The 23073-nt window shown below is 51.4% G+C and carries 20 protein-coding genes; 3 read left to right on the forward strand and 17 right to left on the reverse strand.

Annotation, left to right across the window (positions count from 1 at the left end):
• Nucleotides 1-34: 34 nt before the first annotated feature.
• From HMPREF9469_RS10305 to HMPREF9469_RS10350, 10 genes are all read right to left on the reverse strand, one after another.
• Nucleotides 35-1147 carry a GNAT family N-acetyltransferase gene (locus tag HMPREF9469_RS10305; protein ID WP_007861685.1) on the reverse strand — a complete coding sequence of 371 codons (1113 nt, stop codon included), beginning with the start codon at nt 1145-1147 and terminating at the stop codon, nt 35-37.
• Nucleotides 1144-2055, reverse strand: a complete 912-nt coding sequence (locus tag HMPREF9469_RS10310) for a DUF2156 domain-containing protein (protein WP_007861686.1) — start codon at nt 2053-2055, stop codon at nt 1144-1146. Before HMPREF9469_RS10310 ends, HMPREF9469_RS10305 begins: the two co-directional genes overlap by 4 nt.
• A gap of 183 nt (nt 2056-2238) precedes the next feature.
• The gene (locus HMPREF9469_RS10315; RefSeq protein WP_007861692.1) at nt 2239-3849 is read right to left on the reverse strand and encodes a DUF3794 and LysM peptidoglycan-binding domain-containing protein; all 1611 of its coding nucleotides are present in this window, start codon (nt 3847-3849) and stop codon (nt 2239-2241) included.
• 71 nt (nt 3850-3920) lie between these two features.
• Nucleotides 3921-4802 carry a tRNA 2-thiocytidine(32) synthetase TtcA gene (locus HMPREF9469_RS10320; RefSeq protein WP_007861693.1) on the reverse strand — a complete coding sequence of 294 codons (882 nt, stop codon included), beginning with the start codon at nt 4800-4802 and terminating at the stop codon, nt 3921-3923.
• Nucleotides 4803-4845: 43 nt separating this feature from the next.
• Entirely contained in the window at nt 4846-5505 is a 660-nt protein-coding gene (gene cysE / locus HMPREF9469_RS10325) for a serine O-acetyltransferase (protein ID WP_007861694.1), read from the reverse strand.
• A gap of 117 nt (nt 5506-5622) precedes the next feature.
• The gene (locus tag HMPREF9469_RS10330) at nt 5623-6048 is read right to left on the reverse strand and encodes a protease complex subunit PrcB family protein (protein ID WP_007861695.1); all 426 of its coding nucleotides are present in this window, start codon (nt 6046-6048) and stop codon (nt 5623-5625) included.
• Between the two features lie 79 nt (nt 6049-6127).
• Nucleotides 6128-7153: a branched-chain amino acid aminotransferase gene (locus HMPREF9469_RS10335; RefSeq protein WP_007861696.1), complete on the reverse strand. Its 1026-nt coding sequence runs from the start codon at nt 7151-7153 to the stop codon at nt 6128-6130.
• A gap of 143 nt (nt 7154-7296) precedes the next feature.
• Complete coding sequence (locus HMPREF9469_RS10340; RefSeq protein ID WP_007861701.1) at nt 7297-8958, reverse strand: ABC transporter permease; 1662 nt, start codon at nt 8956-8958, stop codon at nt 7297-7299.
• 18 nt (nt 8959-8976) lie between these two features.
• The gene (locus tag HMPREF9469_RS10345) at nt 8977-10104 is read right to left on the reverse strand and encodes an ABC transporter substrate-binding protein (protein WP_007861703.1); all 1128 of its coding nucleotides are present in this window, start codon (nt 10102-10104) and stop codon (nt 8977-8979) included.
• Nucleotides 10105-10161: 57 nt separating this feature from the next.
• The gene (locus HMPREF9469_RS10350; RefSeq protein ID WP_007861705.1) at nt 10162-11133 is read right to left on the reverse strand and encodes an ABC transporter ATP-binding protein; all 972 of its coding nucleotides are present in this window, start codon (nt 11131-11133) and stop codon (nt 10162-10164) included.
• Nucleotides 11134-11386: 253 nt separating this feature from the next.
• Here HMPREF9469_RS10350 and HMPREF9469_RS10355 point away from each other — a divergent pair, with 253 nt between their 5' ends.
• The 3 genes from HMPREF9469_RS10355 (at nt 11387) to HMPREF9469_RS32915 (ending at nt 14611) form a co-directional block, all read left to right on the forward strand.
• On the forward strand, nt 11387-11989 hold the full coding sequence (locus HMPREF9469_RS10355) for a TetR/AcrR family transcriptional regulator (protein ID WP_007861707.1): 603 nt from the start codon (nt 11387-11389) through the stop codon (nt 11987-11989).
• Nucleotides 11990-12215: 226 nt separating this feature from the next.
• Nucleotides 12216-13751: a sodium/proline symporter gene (locus tag HMPREF9469_RS10360; RefSeq protein ID WP_007861708.1), complete on the forward strand. Its 1536-nt coding sequence runs from the start codon at nt 12216-12218 to the stop codon at nt 13749-13751.
• A 125-nt stretch (nt 13752-13876) separates the two neighbouring features.
• Nucleotides 13877-14611, forward strand: a complete 735-nt coding sequence (locus HMPREF9469_RS32915) for a hypothetical protein (protein ID WP_007861709.1) — start codon at nt 13877-13879, stop codon at nt 14609-14611.
• 38 nt (nt 14612-14649) lie between these two features.
• Here the strand turns inward: HMPREF9469_RS32915 and HMPREF9469_RS10370 are convergent, their stop codons facing one another.
• The 7 genes from HMPREF9469_RS10370 to HMPREF9469_RS10400 form a co-directional block, all read right to left on the reverse strand.
• Nucleotides 14650-15705 carry a mannonate dehydratase gene (locus HMPREF9469_RS10370; protein WP_007861710.1) on the reverse strand — a complete coding sequence of 352 codons (1056 nt, stop codon included), beginning with the start codon at nt 15703-15705 and terminating at the stop codon, nt 14650-14652.
• Between the two features lie 23 nt (nt 15706-15728).
• A complete protein-coding gene (locus tag HMPREF9469_RS10375; protein ID WP_007861711.1) occupies nt 15729-16766 on the reverse strand; it encodes a mannonate dehydratase in 1038 nt (345 codons plus the stop codon).
• Between the two features lie 18 nt (nt 16767-16784).
• Nucleotides 16785-18083, reverse strand: coding sequence for a TRAP transporter large permease (locus tag HMPREF9469_RS10380; RefSeq protein WP_007861713.1), 1299 nt, complete (start codon nt 18081-18083; stop codon nt 16785-16787).
• A gap of 4 nt (nt 18084-18087) precedes the next feature.
• Complete coding sequence (locus HMPREF9469_RS30630; RefSeq protein ID WP_007861714.1) at nt 18088-18591, reverse strand: TRAP transporter small permease; 504 nt, start codon at nt 18589-18591, stop codon at nt 18088-18090.
• 50 nt (nt 18592-18641) lie between these two features.
• The gene (locus HMPREF9469_RS10390; protein ID WP_007861715.1) at nt 18642-19742 is read right to left on the reverse strand and encodes a TRAP transporter substrate-binding protein; all 1101 of its coding nucleotides are present in this window, start codon (nt 19740-19742) and stop codon (nt 18642-18644) included.
• Between the two features lie 207 nt (nt 19743-19949).
• A complete protein-coding gene (locus tag HMPREF9469_RS10395; protein WP_007861716.1) occupies nt 19950-21914 on the reverse strand; it encodes a sigma 54-interacting transcriptional regulator in 1965 nt (654 codons plus the stop codon).
• A gap of 57 nt (nt 21915-21971) precedes the next feature.
• Nucleotides 21972-23060: a glycoside hydrolase family 88/105 protein gene (locus tag HMPREF9469_RS10400; RefSeq protein ID WP_007861718.1), complete on the reverse strand. Its 1089-nt coding sequence runs from the start codon at nt 23058-23060 to the stop codon at nt 21972-21974.
• Nucleotides 23061-23073 lie beyond the last annotated feature (13 nt).

Genomic DNA, 23073 nt, shown 5'->3' on the forward strand with positions numbered 1-23073 from the left:
AGCATGATATAAGACCTGAGCCACGGAATCTCCTTTACACTATCTCATCCAGGAAAATACCTTCCAACGGCCTGATATATCTGCACCAGAAGGGCGGCTCTGTCCCATCCTCCTCCAAGATCCCGTCCAGCGGCATGTATCCAAACAGCCAGGAAGCCAGCTGGTCTACGGTGATATCCAGCACCTCTGTGGACATGAGGCAGTTCCCGCTGCCGCCCGGCCTGCCAGATTCCTGTTCGTGGACCGGAGATGTCCGGTCCAGGGATGAACTATCCATATCAAGCTTCCAGCGCCATAAACCGTCATTTTCTTTTATGAGGCGGTCGTGGATCCTTACCAAGACTTCCATCCGCGGGCAGGGGCATTCCTCATTTAAAGATATGGGCTCTGCCATGGCCGTCACATCCGTAATGCGCGCCATGATCCCGGGATCCTTTTTCCGGCCTGATTCTGCGGGACGGAGCCATTCTTCCCTGTCGCTGTAGAGAAATCTCTGTTCCTGTTTGCGGATCCCCCAGAACGCCTGAAGAGCCGCCAATTCCCTCTGAGAATCCAGCCATCCCCACACATGTCCGTCCTCGCTGTCAAGCTCTGCCTGAAGCATGTCCAGGTACGCCTTGTCCCTCAGCCCATAGACCTGGAACCGTGCGTCCAGCCAGCGGTTCATCCATTGAGACAACCACTCCGCCTCGGGACCATCCAGGCGCAGTTCCACCTTCTCCCCGGCCGGACCGTCATCTCCCAGCTCCCATAACGGCTGGTCAAACACATAGGTAAACCCAAACGGCCTGTAGATATCCGGGGATGCGGGCATGAGGTAGCAGAACGGCTCTCTGCTGTCATGCATATCCTGAAGCATTTTCACCAGAACATCCCTCATATGCCCCTGATGACGGCTGGAGGCAGCGGTGGCAACCCCCACGATATAAGACAGCCTGTACCGCCGCCCCCTGACCATTACCGTATAGGGATTCAGATGGGCCATGGTGAGGATGGAGCCACTCCCATCCTCCTTTACCAGCACCCTGCTGCCAGGCAGTTTTTTATTAAAATAATACCCCAGGAATGCCTGGGAATCCTCGGGAAATGCCTCCTGCCAGAGGGGGAGACATTTTCCATATTCTTCCTGTCCTAAATAGCGGATCATCGTTTCCTCACCATATACTTTCTTGCAAATCCAACCGGATTATAGCTCATCTTTGCCTTCCTAAGGCCCTCCATCCCCACATCATCCTCACGGTTCACCAGCGCTGCATCCGGGAACTCATTAACAAGGAACTGCTGGTTGATGAACTGGTAAAGCCCTTTGATATCCGGGTTGGCTTTCTCAATATGAATCACAGCCATATTCTCCCTCTCGTTCATGCTTCCAATGGTAAATGCCTCCATCTGCCCGTCCACATAAACAGCAGCCATACGCACGCATAGGCTGGAGCAGTTCTTAAGGATCTCATGGATACCGGCTACCTCGTACTCCAGGGAATCCTCCAGAACATCCCCATCTGCCTTCTGCCGCCTCCACCGCTCCATAAATTCCCAGACCTGGTGCCTGTCCGAGCAGCAGAGTCTCCTGTATTCATACCTGCCCTCATACTCCCGTTTGAAGGCGTTTAAATGATTCTTTTTCTTATGGAGTTTCTTACCGGACAAGGTCCTCATGGCCTCCCCGTCATACAGGTAGTCCTTCAGGTCCACCTGCTCCTCCACCTCATATTCCCTGGGGTCCAGTCCCAGGTACTGCACCGCTTCCTCGTCAGCCAGGGCAATATAAAAGGGCTTGTGGATCACTGTGGCAAAATACTCCTCCAGCTGGTGAAAGAAATAAGGCAGGTCCTCCTCCCTGCACATGGGCATGGCGGTAGAAGTCTGCCCGTCCCGTTCCATGAGCCACAGAACTGCCCTGTCCTCACTTACGGCGCATTTTACATGATAGTAGTCCTTCCAGAGAAAGCAGTCCAAAAACACACTGTCACACGTCTTATTGGGCCTGAGTCCGTAAAACGGCCTGAGCCTGTCAATATCTTCGGCCACAACCGGCTTAAATTCCAAATCCATAGCGTACCTCTTTTCCATTTATCTGCTGTTAGTATACCATATTTTCAAATCTTGAAACAAGGTTTTTAAAAAATGGAACCCTTCCGGGAAAAGGACAGGAACTTAGCCTCAGAGGCAGGTCCCTGAGTCTAAGTTCCTGATTTTTTTCCTTTGTGAGCCGCCTGTTTTCTGCCAACAGCCAGTCTAACTTTGGGCGATCTCTTTTACGAGAAGCAGCCTCTGCCCCCTTTTCACCTGGTCGTCTGCCAGTTCGTTGGTGGAAATAATGGTCCCCACAGTTGTGTGGAACTTTTTGGCAATGTCCCACAGCGTGTCATCGGGCTGTACGATATAGCCTACAATACCCGGCAGCTCCTGGAGTTTCTGAAGATCCATGGGTGTTACGGTGGCCCCGGTGATCACAGGCTCCCGTACGGGCTGAAGTACCAGGAAATCCAGGGCAATGACTGCTTTTACTTCTACCATATCCCCGCCCATCATCACTGCGCTGAGCTGTTCCAGGCCTGCATCCAGCTGGTACACACTGTCCTCGCGGATGCCTCTGGCCTCCGCCGTGCAGCGGAAGGGAACCTGTTCCACGGAGGATTGGACCGGGGATGTATCGTCACTGGTAAGATAAAGGAGGGTGATCTCCAGGACGCCGTCTATCTGAAGGCAGTCCTCCCCCACTTCCACATCATCCAGCTTGATGGTTCCTTCGTTGTGGCAAATCTGGAGGATGCGCTCTGCCTGAGGCAGTTTCAGTTTTTCCGCCACCTTGGATTTGCACATGTTTCTGGTGAGGATCTGGTCAAAACACGCTTCGGCCCGGGTGAGTTCGATCTCCCGGTTATTGGAGTACATGTCGCTTAGAAGTTCTACCTCCTCCTCCTCGTAGAGCTTGATATCCAGTTCCAGTACTGCATCCACGTCCATTTCGCGCATTTCCCCGTCATAATCCGGCTTGGCTTCTATGTCTTTGTGGGCCAGACGGACCGTGACCATGGGGATCTGCTCCTCCTTCACATCGCTCATATCCATATCGCCGGAAAACGGCATGGTCTCTTCCAGCCACTGCATGGGCATGTTTTCATCCTCGGCGCTGTAGATCACAAACACACTCAGCTCACCGTCCAGGTGAAGCCGCCCGTCCAAAGGTTTGGCAGTCACGTCACGCAGCTTCATTTCCCGCCACAGCAGCTGTCCTATATTGGGTTTTCCTCCCGTCAGGCTCAGTTCTTCCTTGATCCTGTATGTATCCTTGCGGCGGACCGCAATAGCGGCTGCGTCAGCCGTGCGTTTCAGGGTCTCCACCTGGACCTGGCCCGATGCGTCTGTATCGGACAGACCGGGACCGGCTCCACGGCTGCCTGTCTCCAGGTTTACATCCACTGCCGCTTCCACGTCCCTCAAAGTTTCCACCCGAACCTGCAGGGTGATGATGGCCTGGACCCCCAGTTTCCTGGAATTGATCATATCTGTATTCAGGTCCTCCAGCATCCAGTTAAGGCCCACATAGTCCTTTTCCTCCAGGCCCGGCACATTTACTACCTCCTCAAAGGGGATATTGCCGCCCAGGGTCTGAAGTCCGCCTGTCTCCCTACGGTAAAGGACCTGGAATTCCAATTTTCCCTTTACCGCAACCTTGTCTCCCTGATTTTTTACTGTCTCGATCTGTATCTCCCCGGTGTCCAGCATCACCTGTTCCATATCGTCCATGGTGTCTGGCACAATGAAGTCATCATCCAGTGTAATCTGTGTTGTTACATTTCCCTTCCATTGGTTCATATGTATCTGCTTCTTTATTAATTCCATAAAAAACACCTGCCATCTCTCATAGTCTTTTAGAAAATCTATGCGGACAGCAGGTGGTTTATGCTTATATCTTATGATTCATCATATTCATCCATAAAATGATGGCGGACTCCCTTTGCAACATATCCCAGACAGGCGTCCAGATTGATATTCTCCACACTCTTCATGATATTGGAATCCACAAAGGGGCTGTTCTTTCGCAGGGAGCGTATCAGTTCCTTCATCTCCTGCCGCTTGGACGTGTGTACGATATCAGCGGCCGCCCCATCCATTCCCCCGGCGGCCTGCTCCCTGGCAATCTGCTCTGTAAACCGGCAGGCGCACTGGAGGAAATGCAGGCCGTTGCAGGATCTCCACGCCAGTATATCCTCCTCCTTCACATAGTACAGGGGCCGGATCAGCTCCATGCCCTCAAAATTGGTACTGTGGAGCTTGGGCATCATGGTATTGATCTGCCCTCCGTAGAGGATCCCCATAAGGATGGTCTCAATCACATCATCAAAATGGTGGCCCAGGGCAATCTTGTTGCATCCCAGCTCCCTGGCATGGGAGTACAGGTATCCCCGGCGCATCCGGGCGCAGAGATAACAGGGGGACTGATCCACATCCACCACAATATCAAAAATATCAGCGTCAAATATGCGGATGGGAATGTTCATAAGGGCTGCATTGTCCTGGATCATCCTTCTGTTATCAGGATGATAACCCGGATCCATGACAATAAACTCCAGGTCAAACTCCGTATCACTCTGGCGTTTTAACTGCTGGAGGCATTTGGCCAGTAGCATGGAGTCCTTTCCCCCGGAAATGCAGACAGCCACTTTGTCCCCGTCCTGTATCATCTTATAATCCTGCAGCCCCTTTACAAAGGGGCGCCAGATCTCCTTGCGGAACTGCTTGATGATGCTCCGCTCTATATTTACATGTGGTGCTTCATTCTTTTTATCTGCCATGTTTTCTCCGTGTATCCTCCCAGTGCCCCTTTGCTGTGCGGCGTTATACTTTGCCGCCGGCGCTGTTCTTTTCCACCAGTGCGTCCTTCAGCAGGGCCATCTCTTTTTCCATCTGCTCCAGACGGTATTTCATATCCTCATATTCTTCCAAAGTAAGGCTTCTTTTATTCTTGGGTATGGTGACCCCATCCTTTTTCACAGGACGGGCAGGGATCCCCACCGCGGTCACATTGTCCTCCAGGGGTTTTAAAAGCACTGCGTTGGCGGCAATGGTACAGTTATCCCCCACCTCAAAAGCGCCCAGGATCTTGGCGCCTGCTCCCACCATGACATTGTTGCCCAGAGTGGGGTGGCGCTTTCCCTTTTTTGTTCCCACGCCCCCCAGGGTAACTCCCTGGTAGATGGTACAGTTATCCCCTACCACGGTGGTCTCTCCGATCACCACTCCTGATCCGTGGTCAATAAGGATGCCATGGCCCAGCTGTGCGCCGGGGTGTATTTCGATTAAGGTAAAAAAACGCGCGATCTGGGAAATAAGCCTTGCGATAAAATACATCCTGTGCTTATAAAACCAGTGGGCAAACCTGTGCCATATCAGCGCGTGGACTCCCTGGTAGAGAAGAAACACCTCCAGGGCATTGCGGGCAGCGGGGTCACGTTCCTGTACGGCTTTAATATCAAGCCAGATATCTTTGAATATCATAGTTATACTCCACCCTCTCTTTTACGAGTTAAAACATTGCAACGGTAATACGACATTTGCTGAAAATATTAAGTATCGTATAGTATAGCATATGATATTCAAATTAAAAAGAACTTTTTATTGGAATACGACAGGATTTTCCAAATACTCCGTCTTGATCACAATAAATGGAAAAGATTGTTCGGTCCCGGCATTCTCCCCTTTTTCCGGCCCTTTTAACTCGGTGTTGATGACAATGGAATTGTCGGTGAGATACAGATCATTGACGCTGATGCTGTATCCGCCTGTGGGCTGGACGCCGTAACCCACCGCTATGTACAGGTTCTGTTCATCGCTGTACGTAAGCTTAAAGGGCTGCTGCTGCTTTTCCGCAATCAGCTTTTTCAGTTCATCCGGTACATCCATGTCGCCGGCCACTGTAAAATCCAGGTCCCGGACCTTATCACCGTTATCTTTTGAAGCGGAACAGCCGGCCAGCCACAGGGTAGCGGCAATGAGCGTCAGCAGCACCAGGTACATCTTACCTTTCATTTTACCTTTCATATGAATAAAACCTCCCGGAATCTATGATACGATTACTATCAATATATTCCGGGAGGCTATGAATATGCGTGGAAACGTCTTATACGATTTTTCTGATCCAGCCCTCAGGCGCTTCAATGGTTCCCATCTGGATACCGGTAAGGGTTTCATAGAGCTTCTTGGTAACAGGTCCCATCTCGTCCATTCCGCTTGGGAAGCAGATTTCCTTTCCATGGTCCACGATCTTGCCCACAGGGGAAATGACAGCGGCTGTTCCGCAAAGTCCGCACTCGGCAAAGTTCTCAAGCTCAGCCAGTTTAACCGGTCTCTGAGTCACCTTAAGGCCCAGATAGTGCTCTGCCACATAGACCAGGGAACGCCTGGTGATGGATGGGAGGATGGAATCAGACTTGGGGGTAACCACCTCATTGTCCTTGGTGACAAACAGGAAGTTGGCTCCGCCTGTCTCTTCCACACAGGTTCTGGTGGCGGGATCCAGGAATACATTCTCATCATATCCTGCCGCATGGGCTGTCACAGAGGCATACAGACTCATGGCATAGTTCAGCCCGGCCTTTACATGGCCTGTTCCCTGGGGAGCGGCACGGTCAAAATCGCTGACACACAGGGTCAATGGTTTGGCGCCGCCCTTAAAATAGGGGCCAACCGGGGTTCCGAACAAGCGGAACTGGTACTCGTCAGAGGGTTTAACACCGATCACCGGGCCTGAGGCAAACATGTAGGGCCGTAAATACAGGGTCGCACCGCTACCAAAAGGAGGAACCCATGCAGCATTGGCCTTGACCACCGCATCTACTGCCTCTAAAAATCTCTCCTTTGGAAATGGAGGCATCTCCAGGCGTGCCGCGGAATCCATCATGCGCTCCGCATTCAGGTCGGGCCGGAAGGTAACAATACTTCCGTCCTCCGTGGTGTATGCCTTCAGGCCTTCAAAACATTCCTGGCAGTACTGCAGGATTCCGGCGCATTCATTGATCACCACATTGGGATCGGAGGTGAGCGCTCCCTCTCCCCATGCCCCGTCTTTATATTCTGCCACGTAGCGCTTGTCCGTTGTCATGTACGTAAATCCAATGTTGCCCCAGTCCAGCTCTTTCTTTTCCATAGTCAATTCCTCCGTTCAGGTAGAAGTAAGTGTATTTTGAACACAATTATAATCGCATTAGACGGTAAAATCAATGGGTTGAATGCAAATATGGTATACAATTCCGGCATATCTGCCATAACCCGTGGAAACTTTGGTCCGTCTTATCTGCGTCTGTCCAGAACCAGGTTAAGCAGCACCAGAGCTGCTGTGGTAAACAGCATACAGAGCACAGCCATGGCCATTCCAACAGAGACGCTCCCCTGTTCAAATTCCCTCATAATGAAAGTGGAAACCACCAGAGTGTTGGGCGGCGCGATCAGGCTGGCTGTGACCAGTTCCCTGAACGCAATGATAAATGTCATCATCCATCCGGTTGCAACCCCCTTCATGATCAAAGGAAGGGTTATATGCAGGAACACATAGGACGGCGCCCCTCCAAAGGTCCTGCCCGCCCATATCAGGTTGTCGTTGATCTGGGTAAATGAGGATGTGACATACTGGATGGTATAGGGAAGAAACAGCGCCACATAGGCCAGTATCATGATCCCCATGGTATTGTAGAGGGGGACCACCTTGTAGACGGCATTCCAAAACAGCATGATGCCAATGACCAGAACAATGCCGGGCAGCATTTCCGGAAGCAGGCTCACGGCCTCCAGGGCTTTCCCTGCCTTCCTGCTGCTTCGGCGGACGGCGGTCACGGTCATGGTGCCCAGGACAGCTGCTATGGTAGCTGAACCGGCTGCCAGTCCCAGACTGTTAATCAGCGCCTGGCACCCTTTGGGATTTTTCATAAACAGGTCCACATAGTGCCGGACGGTAAAGTTCCCGGCCGCCAGCCCATATCCCCTTAATTTGATCAGGGAGGTGGATATAACGGAAAAATAGGGGATCCCCACAGCCACGGCCAGTACAAAGATCACATAAAACCAGGCCAGGAAACCCTTCCCGCCTTTCAGCTCTGTCATATGGCTTCTGCTGCCCTTTCCGCTGACCAGCCGGTAGCTTTTTTTTACTGTAATATAATTCTGGACCCACCAGAGTACCAGGCAGATGCCCACAAGGACAGAGGATAAGCTGGCTGCCTTTCCAAAATCGACAGGCGCTGTGGTGGCGTGGCGGTGAATGTCTGTGGTAAATACATAGAAGCCGATCCTTCTTCCAAGGGTTGAGGGCGTGCCATATTCAGACAGTGTCTTAACAAATACCAAAAGGGCTGCAATGGCATAATTCCCGGACAAGAGAGGCATGAATATCTTCTCCAGCCGCTGTCGGAAACCGGCTCCAAACACAGCCCCGCTTTCCTCCAGGCTGGCCGGGATATTGAGCATAGCATTCTTAAGAATGGTGAGCATGAACGGGAATACGTGCAGGCTCATGGTCAGCACCAGTCCGCCGAATGAAAAGAACCCCTCCGAAATGCTGCCGCTTCCCGGGAACAGCTGTTGGAACAGACCTTTCTTCTGCATAAAAAGGATCCATCCCATGGAGGCTATGTAGGGAGGTGTCATAAAGGGTATCATGAATACAATATCCAGCCATCTGGCCCTGGACAGCGAGGTTCTGGCAAACAGGTATGCCAGCGGCGCCGCAATTGCCGTGGAAAGGGCTGTCACACATGCTCCCAGCACCAATGAGTTAAAAATAGTGTTCAGATTATCCCTGTCCGAGACCGCTGCCCATGCCCCGGATAGATCAAAGCGGCCATCAGGGATGACCGCTCTGGCAAATATCATGACCAATGGGCAGACGATCAATATTGCCAGAAGCAGGCCCAGCATACAAAGAGGACCTCTGTGCTTCCAATTGTCCGACTGTTTCATATGGTTTTCTCCTGACTGTCACCGGCAGATCTCATTGAGTCTGGCTGCTGTATCTGCTGAAATCTCCATCATCTTATCCCAATCCGTCCGGATCCGGGGAATCTCCTCCAGATTGGTCCTGTTCTCGCATTTCACATCACTGCGCCCGGGAAGCAGGTATGCATCGGCCACCAGCTGCTGGGCCTCATCGCTGATCAGATAATCCATAAATGCCCTGGCATTGTCCACATTGGGGCTGGTCTTTAAGATCATGGCCGGCCGGGGATTTACCACTGTCCCGCTGGCAGGGTAGTAGATATCCAGGGGTTCCCCCTTTTCCTTGGAGGAATAGGCATTATAGTCAACACCAGCCACCAGGATCCCCTTTTCTCCCGTGGTCACAGCTTCCAGCGCAGCCTTGTTGGCTCCCGGAACGGTCATTCCGTTGTCCGCCAGGGCCTGCCATATATTCCACCCGCCCTCACCCTGGGCTGTTATGAAACCGGACAGGAAATCCTTGCATGCACCGGACTTTTCCGGATCCGGTATGGCCAGCTGGTCCTTATAAGCAGCATCTGCCAGATCCTTCCAGTCCGCGTCCAGGGAAGGGAATACCATGGTATTGTAAATCACACCTACCGCTGAAGCGCTGGTGCCGTAAAGCATGTGTTCCTCATCTACCCAATCCGGATTCATCCGGTCTGTTCCCACTGCCTCATAAGCCATAAGCTGCCCGTCTTTTTTCATGGATAAGCCGTCTGCCCAACTCGCCAGTATGACCACATCCGCCACCGGGTTGGCCTGCTCCGCTTCCAGACGCGCCAGTATCTCCCCAGTGGTTCCCTGAAAGCTTTCTACCTTCACCCCTGTCTTTTCCTCAAAACCGGCCGCCAGCTTATCCGCAAGACCGGCCGGGCTGGGCATATATACCACTACCTTGCCGCTGAGACCGGCGGACGGTTTGGCTTCAGCCTCTGTTTGGGCGGTTATTGTGTCTGTGGCTGCGTCTGTGGTTGTGCCTGTTGTTGTGCCTGTTGTTGTGCCTGCTGTTTTCTCTGTGCCGGGCGCTTCTGTCAGGGCCGCCGTTGTTTCTGTCCCTCCTCCTGCACATGCCATAAGGCTTAAGGCGCACGCTGCTGCTGTCAGTACTATTCCTGCTTTTTTCATTATCTTTCCTCTCCTGTTGATCAATCTATCATTCATGCCGCCTGAGATATGTCTGTATCAGGCATGGCCTTCCGATGCAAAATATAATACATGGGACGGATCCACAAAAACCGTCAGCCGCTGCCCCGGTTCCATCCTTTTGTGGGTGACCAGGCTCCAGCTCCGCTCCCTGGATCTCAGGATGACCTCATAGGCGCTTCCCATATACTGGACCCCTTCCACCTCCATCTCACGGGCCTCCCATCTCTGTGTAGGAGTCAGGGACAGATGCTCCGGCCGTATCATGGCGCTGGGGCTGATCCAATTGGATTTGCCCACAAACCGGGCAACAAAGGGGGTGGACGGACATTCATAAATCTTCTCAGGTTCCTCGTATTGCTCCACATTCCCCTGATTCATAACCGCGATCCGGTCGCTCATGGTCATGGCTTCTATCTGGTCATGGGTAACAAACACCGAGGTTGTGCCCAGACGTGACACCAGGTTTTTCAGTTCTGTTCTCATTTCTTCCCTTAAGATGGCATCCAGAGCAGACAGCGGTTCATCAAACAGGATGCAGGGCGGCCTGATGGCAATGGCCCTGGCAAACGCCACCCTCTGCTGCTGTCCCCCCGACAGCTGGTGGGGATACCGTTTCTCAAACCCCTTAAGCTGTACTGCTTCCAGCGCATCCTTAACCTGCTGATCCAACCCCTGCACCTTTCCTTTTACCCTAAGCCCAAATGCCACATTTTCAAATACGGTCATATGAGGCCAAAGGGCAAAATCCTGGAACACAAAGCCAAGCCCCCTCTTTTCCGGAGGAAGGTTGATGCCGCTGAAGGAGGAGAACACACAGGTATCATCAAAATAAATATCCCCCTGATCCGGTGTCTCCAGGCCTGCGATCATCCGCAAAAGGGTTGTCTTCCCGCACCCGGAGGGACCTAAAAGCGTGGTAAAGCTTCCGCTTTCAATGCAAAGGCTGATATTGTTTAAAACTTGTTTACCTGAAAATGATTTTGAAAGGTTCCTGAGATCTATTTTCATACGCTTCCCCGTCTTTCCGTCTTTACATTTCAATTACATTGTTTTAAAGTATATCCCCCTGCTGGAAACCCGGCTATCAAGCTCCGGTAAAATGAACGTAAAATTTTTGATAAGGCCAAGCCCACTTTGGCCGGGCATTGCGAAACCCCTGAAACTATGCTAAGTTATACATGGTAAGTGATAACCCATGTAGTACATCATGCGGCAATCCAAACAACAGATCATCTGGAAAGGTACAGGGAGAATCAGAAAAATGGCAAAAAAAAATACCCGCAACACCCGGGGCAAGATTGTAAACGCAGCATGGAAACTGTTCTATGAGCAGGGGTATGAAGATACCACGGTGGAAGAGATCATTGAATTGTCCCACACCTCCAAAGGTTCCTTTTACCATTACTTTGACGGGAAGGACGCTCTTCTAAGCACCCTAAGCCTGCTGTTTGACGAAAAATACGAGGAGCTTATGGAAATACTGGATGCCAGGCCGCAGATGAGTGCCATGGACCGGCTTCTCTTCCTTAACAGTGAGTTGTTTGGCATGATCGAGAACAGTATTTCCATGGATCTGCTTGCGCGCCTGTTATCCACCCAGCTTATTACCAATGGTGAAAAGCATCTGCTGGACCACAACCGCACCTACTATAAGCTTTTGAGAAAGATCATTGCCCAGGGACAGGACAGCGGACAACTGAATACCGGCTCCAGCGTCAGCGAGATGGTGAAACTGTATGCCCTATCGGAACGGGCCCTTCTCTATGACTGGTGTCTGTGCCAGGGTGAGTACTCACTGAGAAGGTACAGCGTGTCTGTCATGCCTGCATTTCTCAGCAGTTTTCTTCCCTCACAGGAAGTATAAATAAATATTTTTATTATCGTACAGTTATTTTTCCCTTTATTTACTTAATTTTTTATCGTTTATTATATATATCGTCTAGTATATAGTCTATACTTCGTTCTGTATTGCGTTCTGTTTTTCTCCATGCTATAATGTGCACATTATGGCTGTTTTACTTATCCCCGGGCACCTGTCCGGGGAAACGCATTCATGGCCAAATGCAGATCTGCATAACAGGAGGGAACATATGAGTACTGGACAAATAGGAATCTTGGCTGCCATTATCATCTATCTGGCTGCCATGGTCTACGTAGGTTTTTATTTCAGCAAAAAGGGCGGCGGCGACTCCGCGGATGAGTTTTATCTGGGCGGGCGCAAGCTGGGCGCCCTGGTGACCGCCATGAGCGCGGAGGCATCGGATATGAGCAGCTGGCTTCTGATGGGTCTTCCGGGCGTGGCTTATCTCACAGGTATTGCTGATGCCGGATGGACCGCCATCGGTCTTGCAGCGGGTACATACCTGAACTGGCTGATCGTGGCAAAGCGTCTGAGACGCTACTCCGTTACATGTAATGCCATCACTATCCCGGACTTCTTCTCACGGCGCTACCGTGATGAAAAGAATATACTGATGTGCATTGCCGCCATTGTGATCCTGATCTTCTTCATCCCCTATACGGCATCGGGTTTCAAGGCAGTGGGAACACTGTTTAACAGTTTGTTTGGCGTGAACTATCATGTTGCCATGATCGCAGGCGCTGTTGTCATTATCGGTTATACGGTTCTGGGCGGTTTCATGGCCGTATCCACCACGGACCTGATCCAGAGCATTGTCATGAGTATTGCCCTGGTGATCATTGTGTTCTTTGGCATCAGCGTTGCCGGGGGATGGGAAGCGGTGGCTGACAATGCCCGCTCCCTCACAGGCTATCTGAGCATGACCCATATCCACAACATGCAGGATCACACTTCCTCCCCTTACGGATTTATCACCATACTATCCACACTGGCATGGGGACTGGGATATTTTGGGATGCCCCATATCCTTTTGCGTTTCATGGCCATCAGCCATGAGGATAAGCTAAAGACATCACGGCGCATTGCCTCTGTCTGGGTGGTCATCTCCATGTTTGTGGCCATTCTTATCGGCATCATCGGTTACGGCGCTTCCGTTGCAGGCAGTATTCCCACATTTGCCTCCAGCTCCGAATCGGAAACCGTGATCATCCGCCTGGCCGACCTGCTTGGGCGCCAGGGGGTCCTGCTGTCCATTGTGGCAGGCGTGGTCCTGGCCGGAATCCTGGCATGTACCATGTCCACCGCCGACTCCCAGCTTCTGACCGCCGCATCCGGCGTGTCACAGAACCTGCTGCAGGACTTCCTGAAGATCAAGATGGATAGCAAAACATCCATGGCAAGTGCCCGCCTTACGGTCATCGCCATCGCCCTGGTGGGCATTGCCCTGGCCTGGAATCCGGACAGCTCCGTATTTACCATCGTATCCTTTGCATGGGCCGGTTTTGGCGCATCCTTTGGCCCGGTCATGCTGTTCGCTCTGTTCTGGAAGCGCAGCAACCTCCAGGGCGCCCTGGCCGGCATGATCGCCGGAGGCGTCATGGTGTTTGTGTGGAAATACGGCGTGCGTCCTCTGGGCGGCGCCTGGAATATCTATGAGCTGCTGCCTGCATTCCTGGTTGCCTGCGCTGCCATTGTGATCGTATCCCTGGCCACTGCAGCACCCTGTGAGGAAATCTGCAGGGAGTTTGATTCCGTGGGCAAATAGGCTGCCGGTCGGAACGTTTGGTTTTGTTGGCAAATAAACGGCCGGGCAGGATTCTGCCTGGCCTTTTTTCCCAAATATGGTATACTTAATAGTAGAATAGTAAGGTATTTGGCTATCAGAACTTTGTGCTGAAAAACAGGAACATCACCATTGACGGTAAAAACTATAACACGGATGAGAACGGCCGTGTGATCAGCAACATCGCGGACAAGACCCTGGAGAATCCCTTCCCCTCCGGCCAGTCGGACCAGCTCACCTACCTGAACACCTACCGCAGGCAGAAAGGCGTGTCTGATCTGTCCTATGATTCGGATCTGACCGGCGTTGCCAAGGCTGCCTACGATTACGGCAGCGGCATCACTTTGTCAAAGGTGTACTCCCTGGCATCCGCCACCGGACATAACATCCGCCACGTTGCGTTTATCCGCGCCACGGCCACCGACAGGGAAAGCTATGTATATCTCACGGAGGATGCAGTTGCCGCTGTCCAGAACACCTGGTTTACACGGGTTGGATATTACAAAAGCAGCGGCACCATCATGATCATTATGGCCGCCTATGATCAGGAGGAAGCATCCATGCTCTCTGCGGATGAAGCCCAGGGCAGGTGGATCAATGACAACGGACACTATAAATACAGAAAAACAGACGGCTCCTATGCCGCCAATTGCTGGGTGAAAAATCCAGGCGATGGTAAATGGTATCATTTTGACGAAAACAGCTGTATGCAGACAGGATGGTTCCAGGACAGTGATGGAAAGTGGTACTATCTCAGCACGGACACCGGAGAAATGCTGACAAACACCACGGTAGACGGATATGTCATCGGAGGGGACGGGGTTATGGTGAGCGGTTCCTGAGTTTCAACAGCTGGAGCAAATTAGGGCGGGGCGGGATTCTAAAAAATCCTGCCCCGTGCTGCTTCGTCCGCACAATTGGCCAGCGCTCTCATATAGCCGTAGGCGTATCCCTGAGGGATCCTTCTTATGGGTCCGTCTACCATAATGGGGTGATGGTCCGGATTGATAAAACCCTGGTAGTCGTATTGCCTGAGAAGTTCAAAAAAAGGATACATATCAAAAAATCCATTGTCTAAAAATGTCTCGTCAAAATGGGGCAGCGGACCGGTTATGTTCCTCACATGAACGGTGGCTATCTTGCTATGCTCCAGCGCCCACCTGGCGTCTTCCATTATATCGCCGAATCTCTCCCCTCCTTCCAGCCAGCACCCGCAGCAAAAGGTCATGACCAGGGAATCGCTGTCAGCGATCCGGAACGCCTTTTTATAATCTTCAAAGCTTCGGATCAGATTGGGAACACCTCCCACGGTTTCAACACAGGGCGGGTCGCTTGGGTGCAGGGAGATCCGGATGCCCAATTTACTGGCAGTGGGAAGGACACGCTCCATAAAGACTGCAAAGTTTTCCCACAATTCCTCCCTGGTATATCCTCTGGCCGCCGCCCTCTGGTATTCCTGTTCCAGCAGGAGATTTTCTTCCTCCTGCCCTTTGCGTATATAGGCAGACCTGGCCAGGGGCGCGGTCTTGCTGTCCAGAATGGTCTGCAGGTCCACGGTTCTGGTCACCGCCCCCCTGGTATAGGAGGTCAGGTTGGAGGAGTATACAAAAAACGGCATCATATTCAGCTCAATCATATTCAGCCCCAGACTTGCCATGATCTCCAAAAATTCCAGATATGCTTCCAATTCCCTTTCTCTGTTCTCAGTCCCCAGGGCAATGGCCGAATTAAAGGTAAAACGGTTGCTGTGAACATATGTAAATTTAATTCCTCCTGCCTCAATCTGCTCCTTGATCCTTTTCAGGGACTGATGGTCGTGCTGGTCACGGGGCAATGCAAGATACGCGTTCGGAATACCCAGCTGCCGGAGAAACAGGATATCCTCCTCCTTAAAATCCTCTGGCAGCCGCGCGATAAACTGATAATTCCAAGCCATAAAACATGTTCCTCCTACTAAGTTCATTTTTCGCCACAGGCAAAGTCCATCATTTGGATCATCCCCTGTATGTATCCGATCTCGTGTGACCGGGCGCGGTGGCCGTAGTCCGAGTCATAATCCATTTTCAGCACATGGTCCTCCATAATGATCCCCTCATACCCCACCTTCCCCAACTCATACAGGATCTCCGCGGGATCATAGTTTCCCTCTCCCAGAAAACACTCCTGAAAGCAGGGCAATGTACCTTGCACATCCCGGAAATGCACGCTAAGTATCTTTTTTCTTACCCCCAGATAACGGATCATCTCCAGAGCACAGTCCCTTCCCCCTTTTTCGGAACAGCAGCCAAGGCACAGGTTGACGCCCCATGCCGGACTGTTCCCGATCTCCATGGCCCTCTTATAATCTTCAAGGGAAGTCACCATACGCTGGATCCCCCCGAACCTTCTCAGGGGAGGATCATCCGGATGCAGGGCCAGCATGACCCCTGCCTTCTCTGCTGTGGGAAGGACTGCATCCATAAAATACCTGTAATTGTCAAACAGGTCATCAGCCGTCATTCCATCCACTGCCTCAAACACATCATAATCCAGAAGATGGCGTTTGCGGGCCATCATCTCCCGGAACGCATTGTCCCCGGGCCGGAGCTGTCTTTCATCAAAGGCAGTGGCCCTTGCCCCGCCGCGGCCCGGCGCCTGTGTGGTGGTCCGCCACACAAAGGTAGGGGAAAAATGATGTCCCAGCATGGGGATCCCCAGTTTTCCCATGTTCCGTATGGTTTGGCAATAGTTCTCAATCTGCTCATCCCTCCCGGGAAGACCCAGGATCACCTTGTCATAAAATATAAGAGGAACATTTTCAATGGCTGTCCACTTAAGGCCGTAGCTCTCAATCCGCTCCTTAAGGTCCTTAAGAGCTTCAAAAGTCCAGATCTTTTCCCCGGGCAGAGCCGGTGTATTCATCTGGATCTCCGATATTCCCAGCTGAAGGGCAAACTTTGCCATCTCCTCATCAAACGTCTGGAACTGGCCCAGCACGACTCTCATTTTGCTATGCATATATATACCTCCTGAAAATTACTTGTAGCCGCCCAGCATTAAATCAGGTAATCCCAGGGTAAGCACCGGAAAAAGATTTACCAACACAAGCACCAGGAGTAATGCCACATAGTAGGGTAATACGGCTTTAAAAGCTCTCTCAAAACTGATCTCTCCGATTTTCGATGTAATGAAAAGGACGACTGCCATGGGCGGGGTCAAGACCCCTATCATCAGATTCAGCACAAAGATAACCCCAAACTGCACCGGATTAAGCCCTATGGAGAGGGCAATGGGGAACAGGATGGGAGCTGCAATGGTAATGGCGGCAACAGACTCCATAAACGTCCCCAGAAACAGCAGGAACAGGTTGATCAGCAGCAGGATCAGCCAGGGATTGGTGGTCAGTGAAAACAGCCCTTTGGACACGATCTCAGCAACCTGCTGGTCCCCCAAGGCCCAGGCAAACACCTTTCCCGAGGAAACCAGCATCAGCACCAGGCCAATGCTGTTTATGGCCTGTGCCATGATGCCGTACAGATCTTTAAACTTAATGGTCTTGTAGATAAACATACTGATAAAAAGCGCATATACAAGGGCCACTGCCCCGGCCTCAGTGGGCGTGACATTTCCATTCTGGATGCAGAAGATCAGGATGACCGGAGTCATCAGTGCCCAGAAGCCTTTGCGGAACGCATGGCATATTTCCCTGACCGTGGCCCGCTTCCTCACCGGGTAATTGCGTTTGCGCGCAACCGCGTAGACCGTGATGCACATAAACAGCATCATCAATACTCCTACCACAATACCGCCCAGGAACAAGGCGCCGATGGATACTCCTGCCATAATCCCCACATACACCATTGGATTGGACGGCGGGAAAATGGGACCAATCACAGAGGATGCCGCCGTGATGCCCACGGCAAAATCCCGGTCAAAGCCCTTCTCTGTCATTGCCTTGATCTCAATATTCCCCAGACCGGCAGCATCCGCATTGGCAGAGCCGGACATGCCTGCAAAGATCAGGCTTGCAACCACATTCACATGTCCCAGTCCTCCCTTGATATGGCCCACCAGGCAATCTGCAAACTCAAATATCTCATCCGTAACACCTGCCTTATTCATCACACAGCCCACCACGATAAAAAACGGGGAGCACATCACGCTGTAGCTTGCAAGACCTGAGACCATTCCCTGGGGGATAAAGGACATGGGCATTCGGTGGGATAAGAGGATATACACCAGGCTGGTGAGCAGCATGGAATAGGATACCGGCACTCTTAGAGCGATCAGGACCAGAAAAAACAACAGTAAAAACGCTAACAGATCACCTGCCATACCCTTAATCCCCCTTATGTAATAAATCAATCCCCTGCCCGTCTTCCTCCGGCCAGCAGACTATCTTATAAATGTTATAGACCAGCGGCGCCGCCATCAAAGGCGAGCAGATCGGAAACCCTATATAGGATATTCCGTTGGGCCACCCCAACGCTGGTGTGACCACCTTCATCTGGCGCATGGCCAGCCCAAAGCTGTAATAACAGATGGCGCCGATAAGCAGCAGAAGCACCGCCTGGATCAGACAGAATATGACCCTGCGCACGGTCTTTGGCAGTTTTCCATAGATATACTCGATCTGCACGTGATTACCCCGGTAGAGCGTGTAGGTGGCACAGAAAAAACCAAACCAGGGCAGGATGATGATGGCAAGCTCCTCCAGCTGGGCAAAGGATTTTCCAAACAGGTTGCGAACCAGGATCTGAAAAAGCACAATTCCAAGCATCACAACAAAAAGAAGGATCGAGATATCCAAAACCAGTTTTTCAATCTTTTTTAATGTCCCCATATGAAACACCTCCCGGATGACTCTGAGGATCAGGACGCATCCTCTTGCAATTATCTAAGTGACTGAATGACATCCCATATAGACATATCCCACTCATCTTTATACTTTTCCAGGATCACCGGAGTTACCACATCCTTGATGCTCTGGGTATCGATCTCACTGTTCTCAATGACAGTCATTCCATTGTCACGCCATTTTTGAAGAATTGCCTCGTCACCATTGGATTCCAGCTCATTAAAGCGGTCAAATCCCACCTTGATGCCCTGCTGGATGATCTCCTGGTGCGCCGGTGAAAGGGAACTCCACCATTTCTCATTCACATGGGCTGCGCGGAACGAATAGGTGTGATCTGTCAGCATGGCGTAGTCACAGACCTCATAAATCGCGATGGAATCCAGTGTGGATATGGGGGATTCACACGCCTGGGCCGTGCCTGTCTGCAAAACCTGATATAACTCTCCCATAGAAGATGTCATGGGGCTCACCCCAAGGGCTTCAAAGGATGCCACACTGGCCGCAATAGAGGGAAGGCGCATCTTTAACCCCTTGTAATCCTCAGCCTTTATCAATGGACGGTTGGCCGCAACCACACGGGGTCCCCGCATGGCAAGGTGGTCAAAGAGAATGCGGCACCCATATTTTTCCAGCATCTTTTCATTGCACTGGTCCGCAATGGTCTCCCAGAACTCCTCACACTGCTCCTTGGAATCAAAAGCAAATGGGATCTGGGTAAATCCCGCGATCTCGGGGGCAGCGGCAGATACCATAAGGTCCCCCATGATAACCATGTCCAATGTGCCCTCGGACAATGCAATACTCCCGTCTGAATCAGCGGTGTACAGCTGTCCCTGAAGGTAACGCTCAATCTTAATAGCCCCTCCGGACAGACGCTCGATCTCATCACACATCAGATTGTGGGCCTCATCCGTGGCTGCCTGGGAGGAAATAAATCCAACCTTAAAGGTTATGGGTTCCAGTTCAGGCCCCGGCGCTTCTGATGCTTCCGGTTGATCTGATGCCTGGGAAGCCTGGGTGGTTGCAGGAGCAGAAGTCGGTGCGGACGTGGTGCTCTCAGGTGCGGAAAGCTGGCTGCATCCGCATATCATAGAAATGGAAAGTACACAGGTTAACAGGACTTTAAATTTTTTCATCTTACTCTCTCCTTTTATTTTATTTACAATTTTATAAAAGCAAATATGATGCCAAATGGAAAAGGCAGGTAAAGTACCGTTTACTGCACTTTATCCGCCTTTCTACATTGATAGCTTCTCATTTATGAGAATTTTATTTTATAATTGAGAATATGTCTCATCTATGATACGCTTTCCCATGATCAATTCCATCTGTTTCCCAGGAAATCACAAGCCATACTTCTTTATCCTGCGGTAAATAGTGGCCCGGCTGATTCCCATCTGGCTTGCCGCCTTTGCAGGATTTCCTCCGGCTTTATGCAGCTCTTCCTGGAGATAGCGCAGTTCAGCCTCCTCCAGGGGATTTCTTTTGCCCTCCATCACAGGAGGAATACTATGCTGTCCACTGTTTCTTTGCAGCAGGGCGTCTTCAATCTGCTGACCCATAATAATATTTTCAGACGCAACCACACAGACGCGCTCGCAGATATTGCGCAGTTCCCTTACATTTCCGCTCCACTCTGCCTGCTGCAGGCTGGCATAGGCAGACGGATCCACACTCATCTGTCTCTGATTTGTTTTCATGTATTCCCTGAAAAAGCTTTCTGCCAGAAGGGGAATATCTTCCTTTCTCTCACAAAGCTTTGGCAGCCTCAGGTGCAGTACATCCAGACGGTAATACAGATCCTCCCGGAATTTGCCCTGGGCGATCATCTCCTCCAGGTTTTTATTAGTTGCACATATGATCCTTACATCTACCGGAGTCACCTTGTCATCCCCCACACGTATGATCTCCCGCTCCTGCAGCACACGCAGCAGCTTTCCCTGTACCCTGAGAGGGATCTCAGATATCTCATCAAGGAAGATGGTACCCCCATGGGCCAGTTCAAAAAAACCGGCTTTCCCGTTTTTATTTGCCCCGGTAAAGGCCCCGCCTACATAGCCGAATAGTTCAGCCTCCAGCAGGCTTTCGGTCAGGGCTGCGCAATTCACAGCCACAAAAGGTCCCTGGCTGCACAGGCTTTCCTGGTGGATACTCTGGGCAAACACCTCCTTCCCCGTTCCTGTGGCTCCGCAGATCAGGATATTGGCCCTGGTTTTTGCGTATTCCCTGGCCCGTTTTATCACATCGCACATGGCAGGGCTTGTCCCCACAATATCGTCAAATGAGCGTTTTGCCACATGCCCGTGGGCATAGATCTGATTGCGGATCCGTCCTTCCAGCTGCTGGATGTGAGTCACATCCTGGATCATGATCATGCTTCCGTCAAATCTGCCCCCTGACTTCATCGGCACAATATTGACCGCGAAAAAGCGGTTTCCGCAGGAAATAATACTGTCCGTCTCGCTCTTTTTTGACTGCAGGCGCCCGATGATCCCGCTTTGTTCCAGCACCTTAAGCATCAGCTCTTCCACTTTGTCAGATGGAGGAATGTCCCCCAGCAGGATCTTGACCGCTGCATTGTTATAGGCACGAAAATGCAACTCCTTGTCAAGGGAGATGATCCCCTCAAAGGAATGATCCAGAATATTCTTATAGAACTCCGTTTTCAGCCTTTGCCGGCTATAGACCACCGCGCTGTGCTGAGCCTCCACAATGGCGTGCCATGCCTCCTCAAAACTGATATCCTGGAAGATCACGTTCAACCCTTTTCTTTTTCCATAAGAATATCCATAGTTGCCGCAGATAAAGGTATCACATCCATCCTCTGCCGCCTGGTCCATTGCCGCCTCCACCGCAGGCTTAATCTCCTCCGGATCATTGGGGATCGCAACATTGTAGATACTTAACTGTGCACCTCCTATCTTCTTAATGTCCGACAGATTAAACATGATAAAATTGTGGCCGATCAGACCGATCTTCCTTGAATGGAACATGCTGACCGCCCGCTTGACATCCCGTTCCAGGGAGTTAAAGCCAATATGGACCTGAACCACTGGTATCTCCACAATCTTTCGCAGCATGACCCCGGCGCTTCCCCTGGTTATCAGCACATCCGCGTCCATGGGCACATGAAAGTTCTGGAAATTTACATAATCCGGCCTGGCAATCGTCTCCAGGGAAAACGTATACTCCTCATAAGTCCTGGGATTATTGGTTTGATAAACTTTCAATACCTCCTGAAAAATAGAATCCCAGCCCGGAGTAGGCGCGATCAGCACGATCTTCAATTTTATCTTATCCTTTAACATATCTGCCCCCATTTTACCCCTTGATAAAATAATTGTAGCAGATTGTTATCATCATATCTAGTGTGGGGGATTATCTCCCAGAAGCCACTCGCTCCAGGCCATCATGCACGCACCCACTCCGTGCTGGTTGTCCTCCACCACCGGTTCACTCAGATAATATTTCACGCTGCCATCCCTGTCCCTTCGGTTATAGGGCCCCGGTCCCAGGCCCGCGCTTTCGCAGATGCCTCCCAGTGTCCAGGTCCCATTCCTGTTCCGAAGCCAAGTGTCCCCAATACCCTTAAGGATCTGCGCACCTGCTTCAAAGCTGCCGGACCGCAGCATTCCCAGGCGTTCCCCTTTCATACAGGCATATGCCGCCATAGCACTGCCGGATGTCTCCGGATAATTCCCCTTCTCCCCGGGCAGGTCCACCAGTTGGTAAAACATCCTTGTCCCTGGATCCTGGAATTTCATCAAGTGATCCAGCGCTTCCTGGAGCAGCTCAGCCAGACGTTCTTCCTGTTTTTGTTCCACCAGCTCATAACAGTCCGCCAGGCTCATGAGATACCATCCCATTGCCCGCAGCCATACATTGGGAGACAGGCCGGTTTCCGGGTCGGCCCACTCTCTCCTTCGTTCCTCATCCCATGCATGGACATAAAGCCCTTTTTCCGGTACAAACAGTATTCTTCTCACATTCTCATACTGGGACATTGCGTCTTCTGAATTAACGGGATCCTGAAGATAAACCGGCATGGCCATATAAAGTCCGTCCAGCCACACCTGGTTGGGGTAAATATCCTTGTGCCAGAAATTGCCGTTTCTGGTCCTGGGATATTCCTTAAACAACTCCATCTTCTTCAAAAATCGCTGGTGAAACCTATCCTCCCCAGTCAGTCGTTCAAAGACCATATCCGTCCTGGCTCCGCTGATCATGTCCAGATTATAGGGGCAGGGCGCATCATCCGGGAGCAGCCTGCCCTCTGTTATTTTAAAAATAACGTCCCGGTAAAAGGAATCCCCCGTGACACAAAACAGGTCATAACACCCCTTAACTATGAGATCATCCTTATAATCCCAACGACTCCATGGTCCGCCCCCGGAAATACCTCGCTTTAAATACTGCCTGAAGTATGTCTCAAATCCTGTGGCCGTCTCTTTCATCGCAACCTCCGTT

The sequence above is a fragment of the [Clostridium] citroniae WAL-17108 genome (assembly GCF_000233455.1).
Lineage (GTDB): Bacteria > Bacillota > Clostridia > Lachnospirales > Lachnospiraceae > Enterocloster > Enterocloster citroniae.

Excerpts from the sequence above, each read along its gene's own strand:
- HMPREF9469_RS10370 (WP_007861710.1), bottom strand. The coding sequence starts at position 15,705 with ATGGCTTGGAATTATCAGTTTATCGCGCGGCTGCCAGAGGATTTTAAG.
- HMPREF9469_RS10305 (WP_007861685.1), bottom strand. The coding sequence starts at position 1,147 with ATGATCCGCTATTTAGGACAGGAAGAATATGGAAAATGTCTCCCCCTC.
- HMPREF9469_RS10340 (WP_007861701.1), bottom strand. The coding sequence starts at position 8,958 with ATGAAACAGTCGGACAATTGGAAGCACAGAGGTCCTCTTTGTATGCTG.
- HMPREF9469_RS10330 (WP_007861695.1), bottom strand. The coding sequence starts at position 6,048 with ATGAAAGGTAAAATGAAAGGTAAGATGTACCTGGTGCTGCTGACGCTC.
- HMPREF9469_RS30630 (WP_007861714.1), bottom strand. The coding sequence starts at position 18,591 with ATGGGGACATTAAAAAAGATTGAAAAACTGGTTTTGGATATCTCGATC.
- HMPREF9469_RS10395 (WP_007861716.1), bottom strand. The coding sequence starts at position 21,914 with ATGTTAAAGGATAAGATAAAATTGAAGATCGTGCTGATCGCGCCTACT.
- HMPREF9469_RS10380 (WP_007861713.1), bottom strand. The coding sequence starts at position 18,083 with ATGGCAGGTGATCTGTTAGCGTTTTTACTGTTGTTTTTTCTGGTCCTG.
- HMPREF9469_RS10400 (WP_007861718.1), bottom strand. The coding sequence starts at position 23,060 with ATGAAAGAGACGGCCACAGGATTTGAGACATACTTCAGGCAGTATTTA.
- HMPREF9469_RS10335 (WP_007861696.1), bottom strand. The coding sequence starts at position 7,153 with ATGGAAAAGAAAGAGCTGGACTGGGGCAACATTGGATTTACGTACATG.
- HMPREF9469_RS10360 (WP_007861708.1), top strand. The coding sequence starts at position 12,216 with ATGAGTACTGGACAAATAGGAATCTTGGCTGCCATTATCATCTATCTG.
- HMPREF9469_RS10345 (WP_007861703.1), bottom strand. The coding sequence starts at position 10,104 with ATGAAAAAAGCAGGAATAGTACTGACAGCAGCAGCGTGCGCCTTAAGC.
- HMPREF9469_RS10350 (WP_007861705.1), bottom strand. The coding sequence starts at position 11,133 with ATGAAAATAGATCTCAGGAACCTTTCAAAATCATTTTCAGGTAAACAA.
- HMPREF9469_RS10315 (WP_007861692.1), bottom strand. The coding sequence starts at position 3,849 with ATGGAATTAATAAAGAAGCAGATACATATGAACCAATGGAAGGGAAAT.
- cysE (WP_007861694.1), bottom strand. The coding sequence starts at position 5,505 with ATGATATTCAAAGATATCTGGCTTGATATTAAAGCCGTACAGGAACGT.
- HMPREF9469_RS10390 (WP_007861715.1), bottom strand. The coding sequence starts at position 19,742 with ATGAAAAAATTTAAAGTCCTGTTAACCTGTGTACTTTCCATTTCTATG.
- HMPREF9469_RS10355 (WP_007861707.1), top strand. The coding sequence starts at position 11,387 with ATGGCAAAAAAAAATACCCGCAACACCCGGGGCAAGATTGTAAACGCA.
- HMPREF9469_RS10320 (WP_007861693.1), bottom strand. The coding sequence starts at position 4,802 with ATGGCAGATAAAAAGAATGAAGCACCACATGTAAATATAGAGCGGAGC.
- HMPREF9469_RS10375 (WP_007861711.1), bottom strand. The coding sequence starts at position 16,766 with ATGCATAGCAAAATGAGAGTCGTGCTGGGCCAGTTCCAGACGTTTGAT.
- HMPREF9469_RS10310 (WP_007861686.1), bottom strand. The coding sequence starts at position 2,055 with ATGGATTTGGAATTTAAGCCGGTTGTGGCCGAAGATATTGACAGGCTC.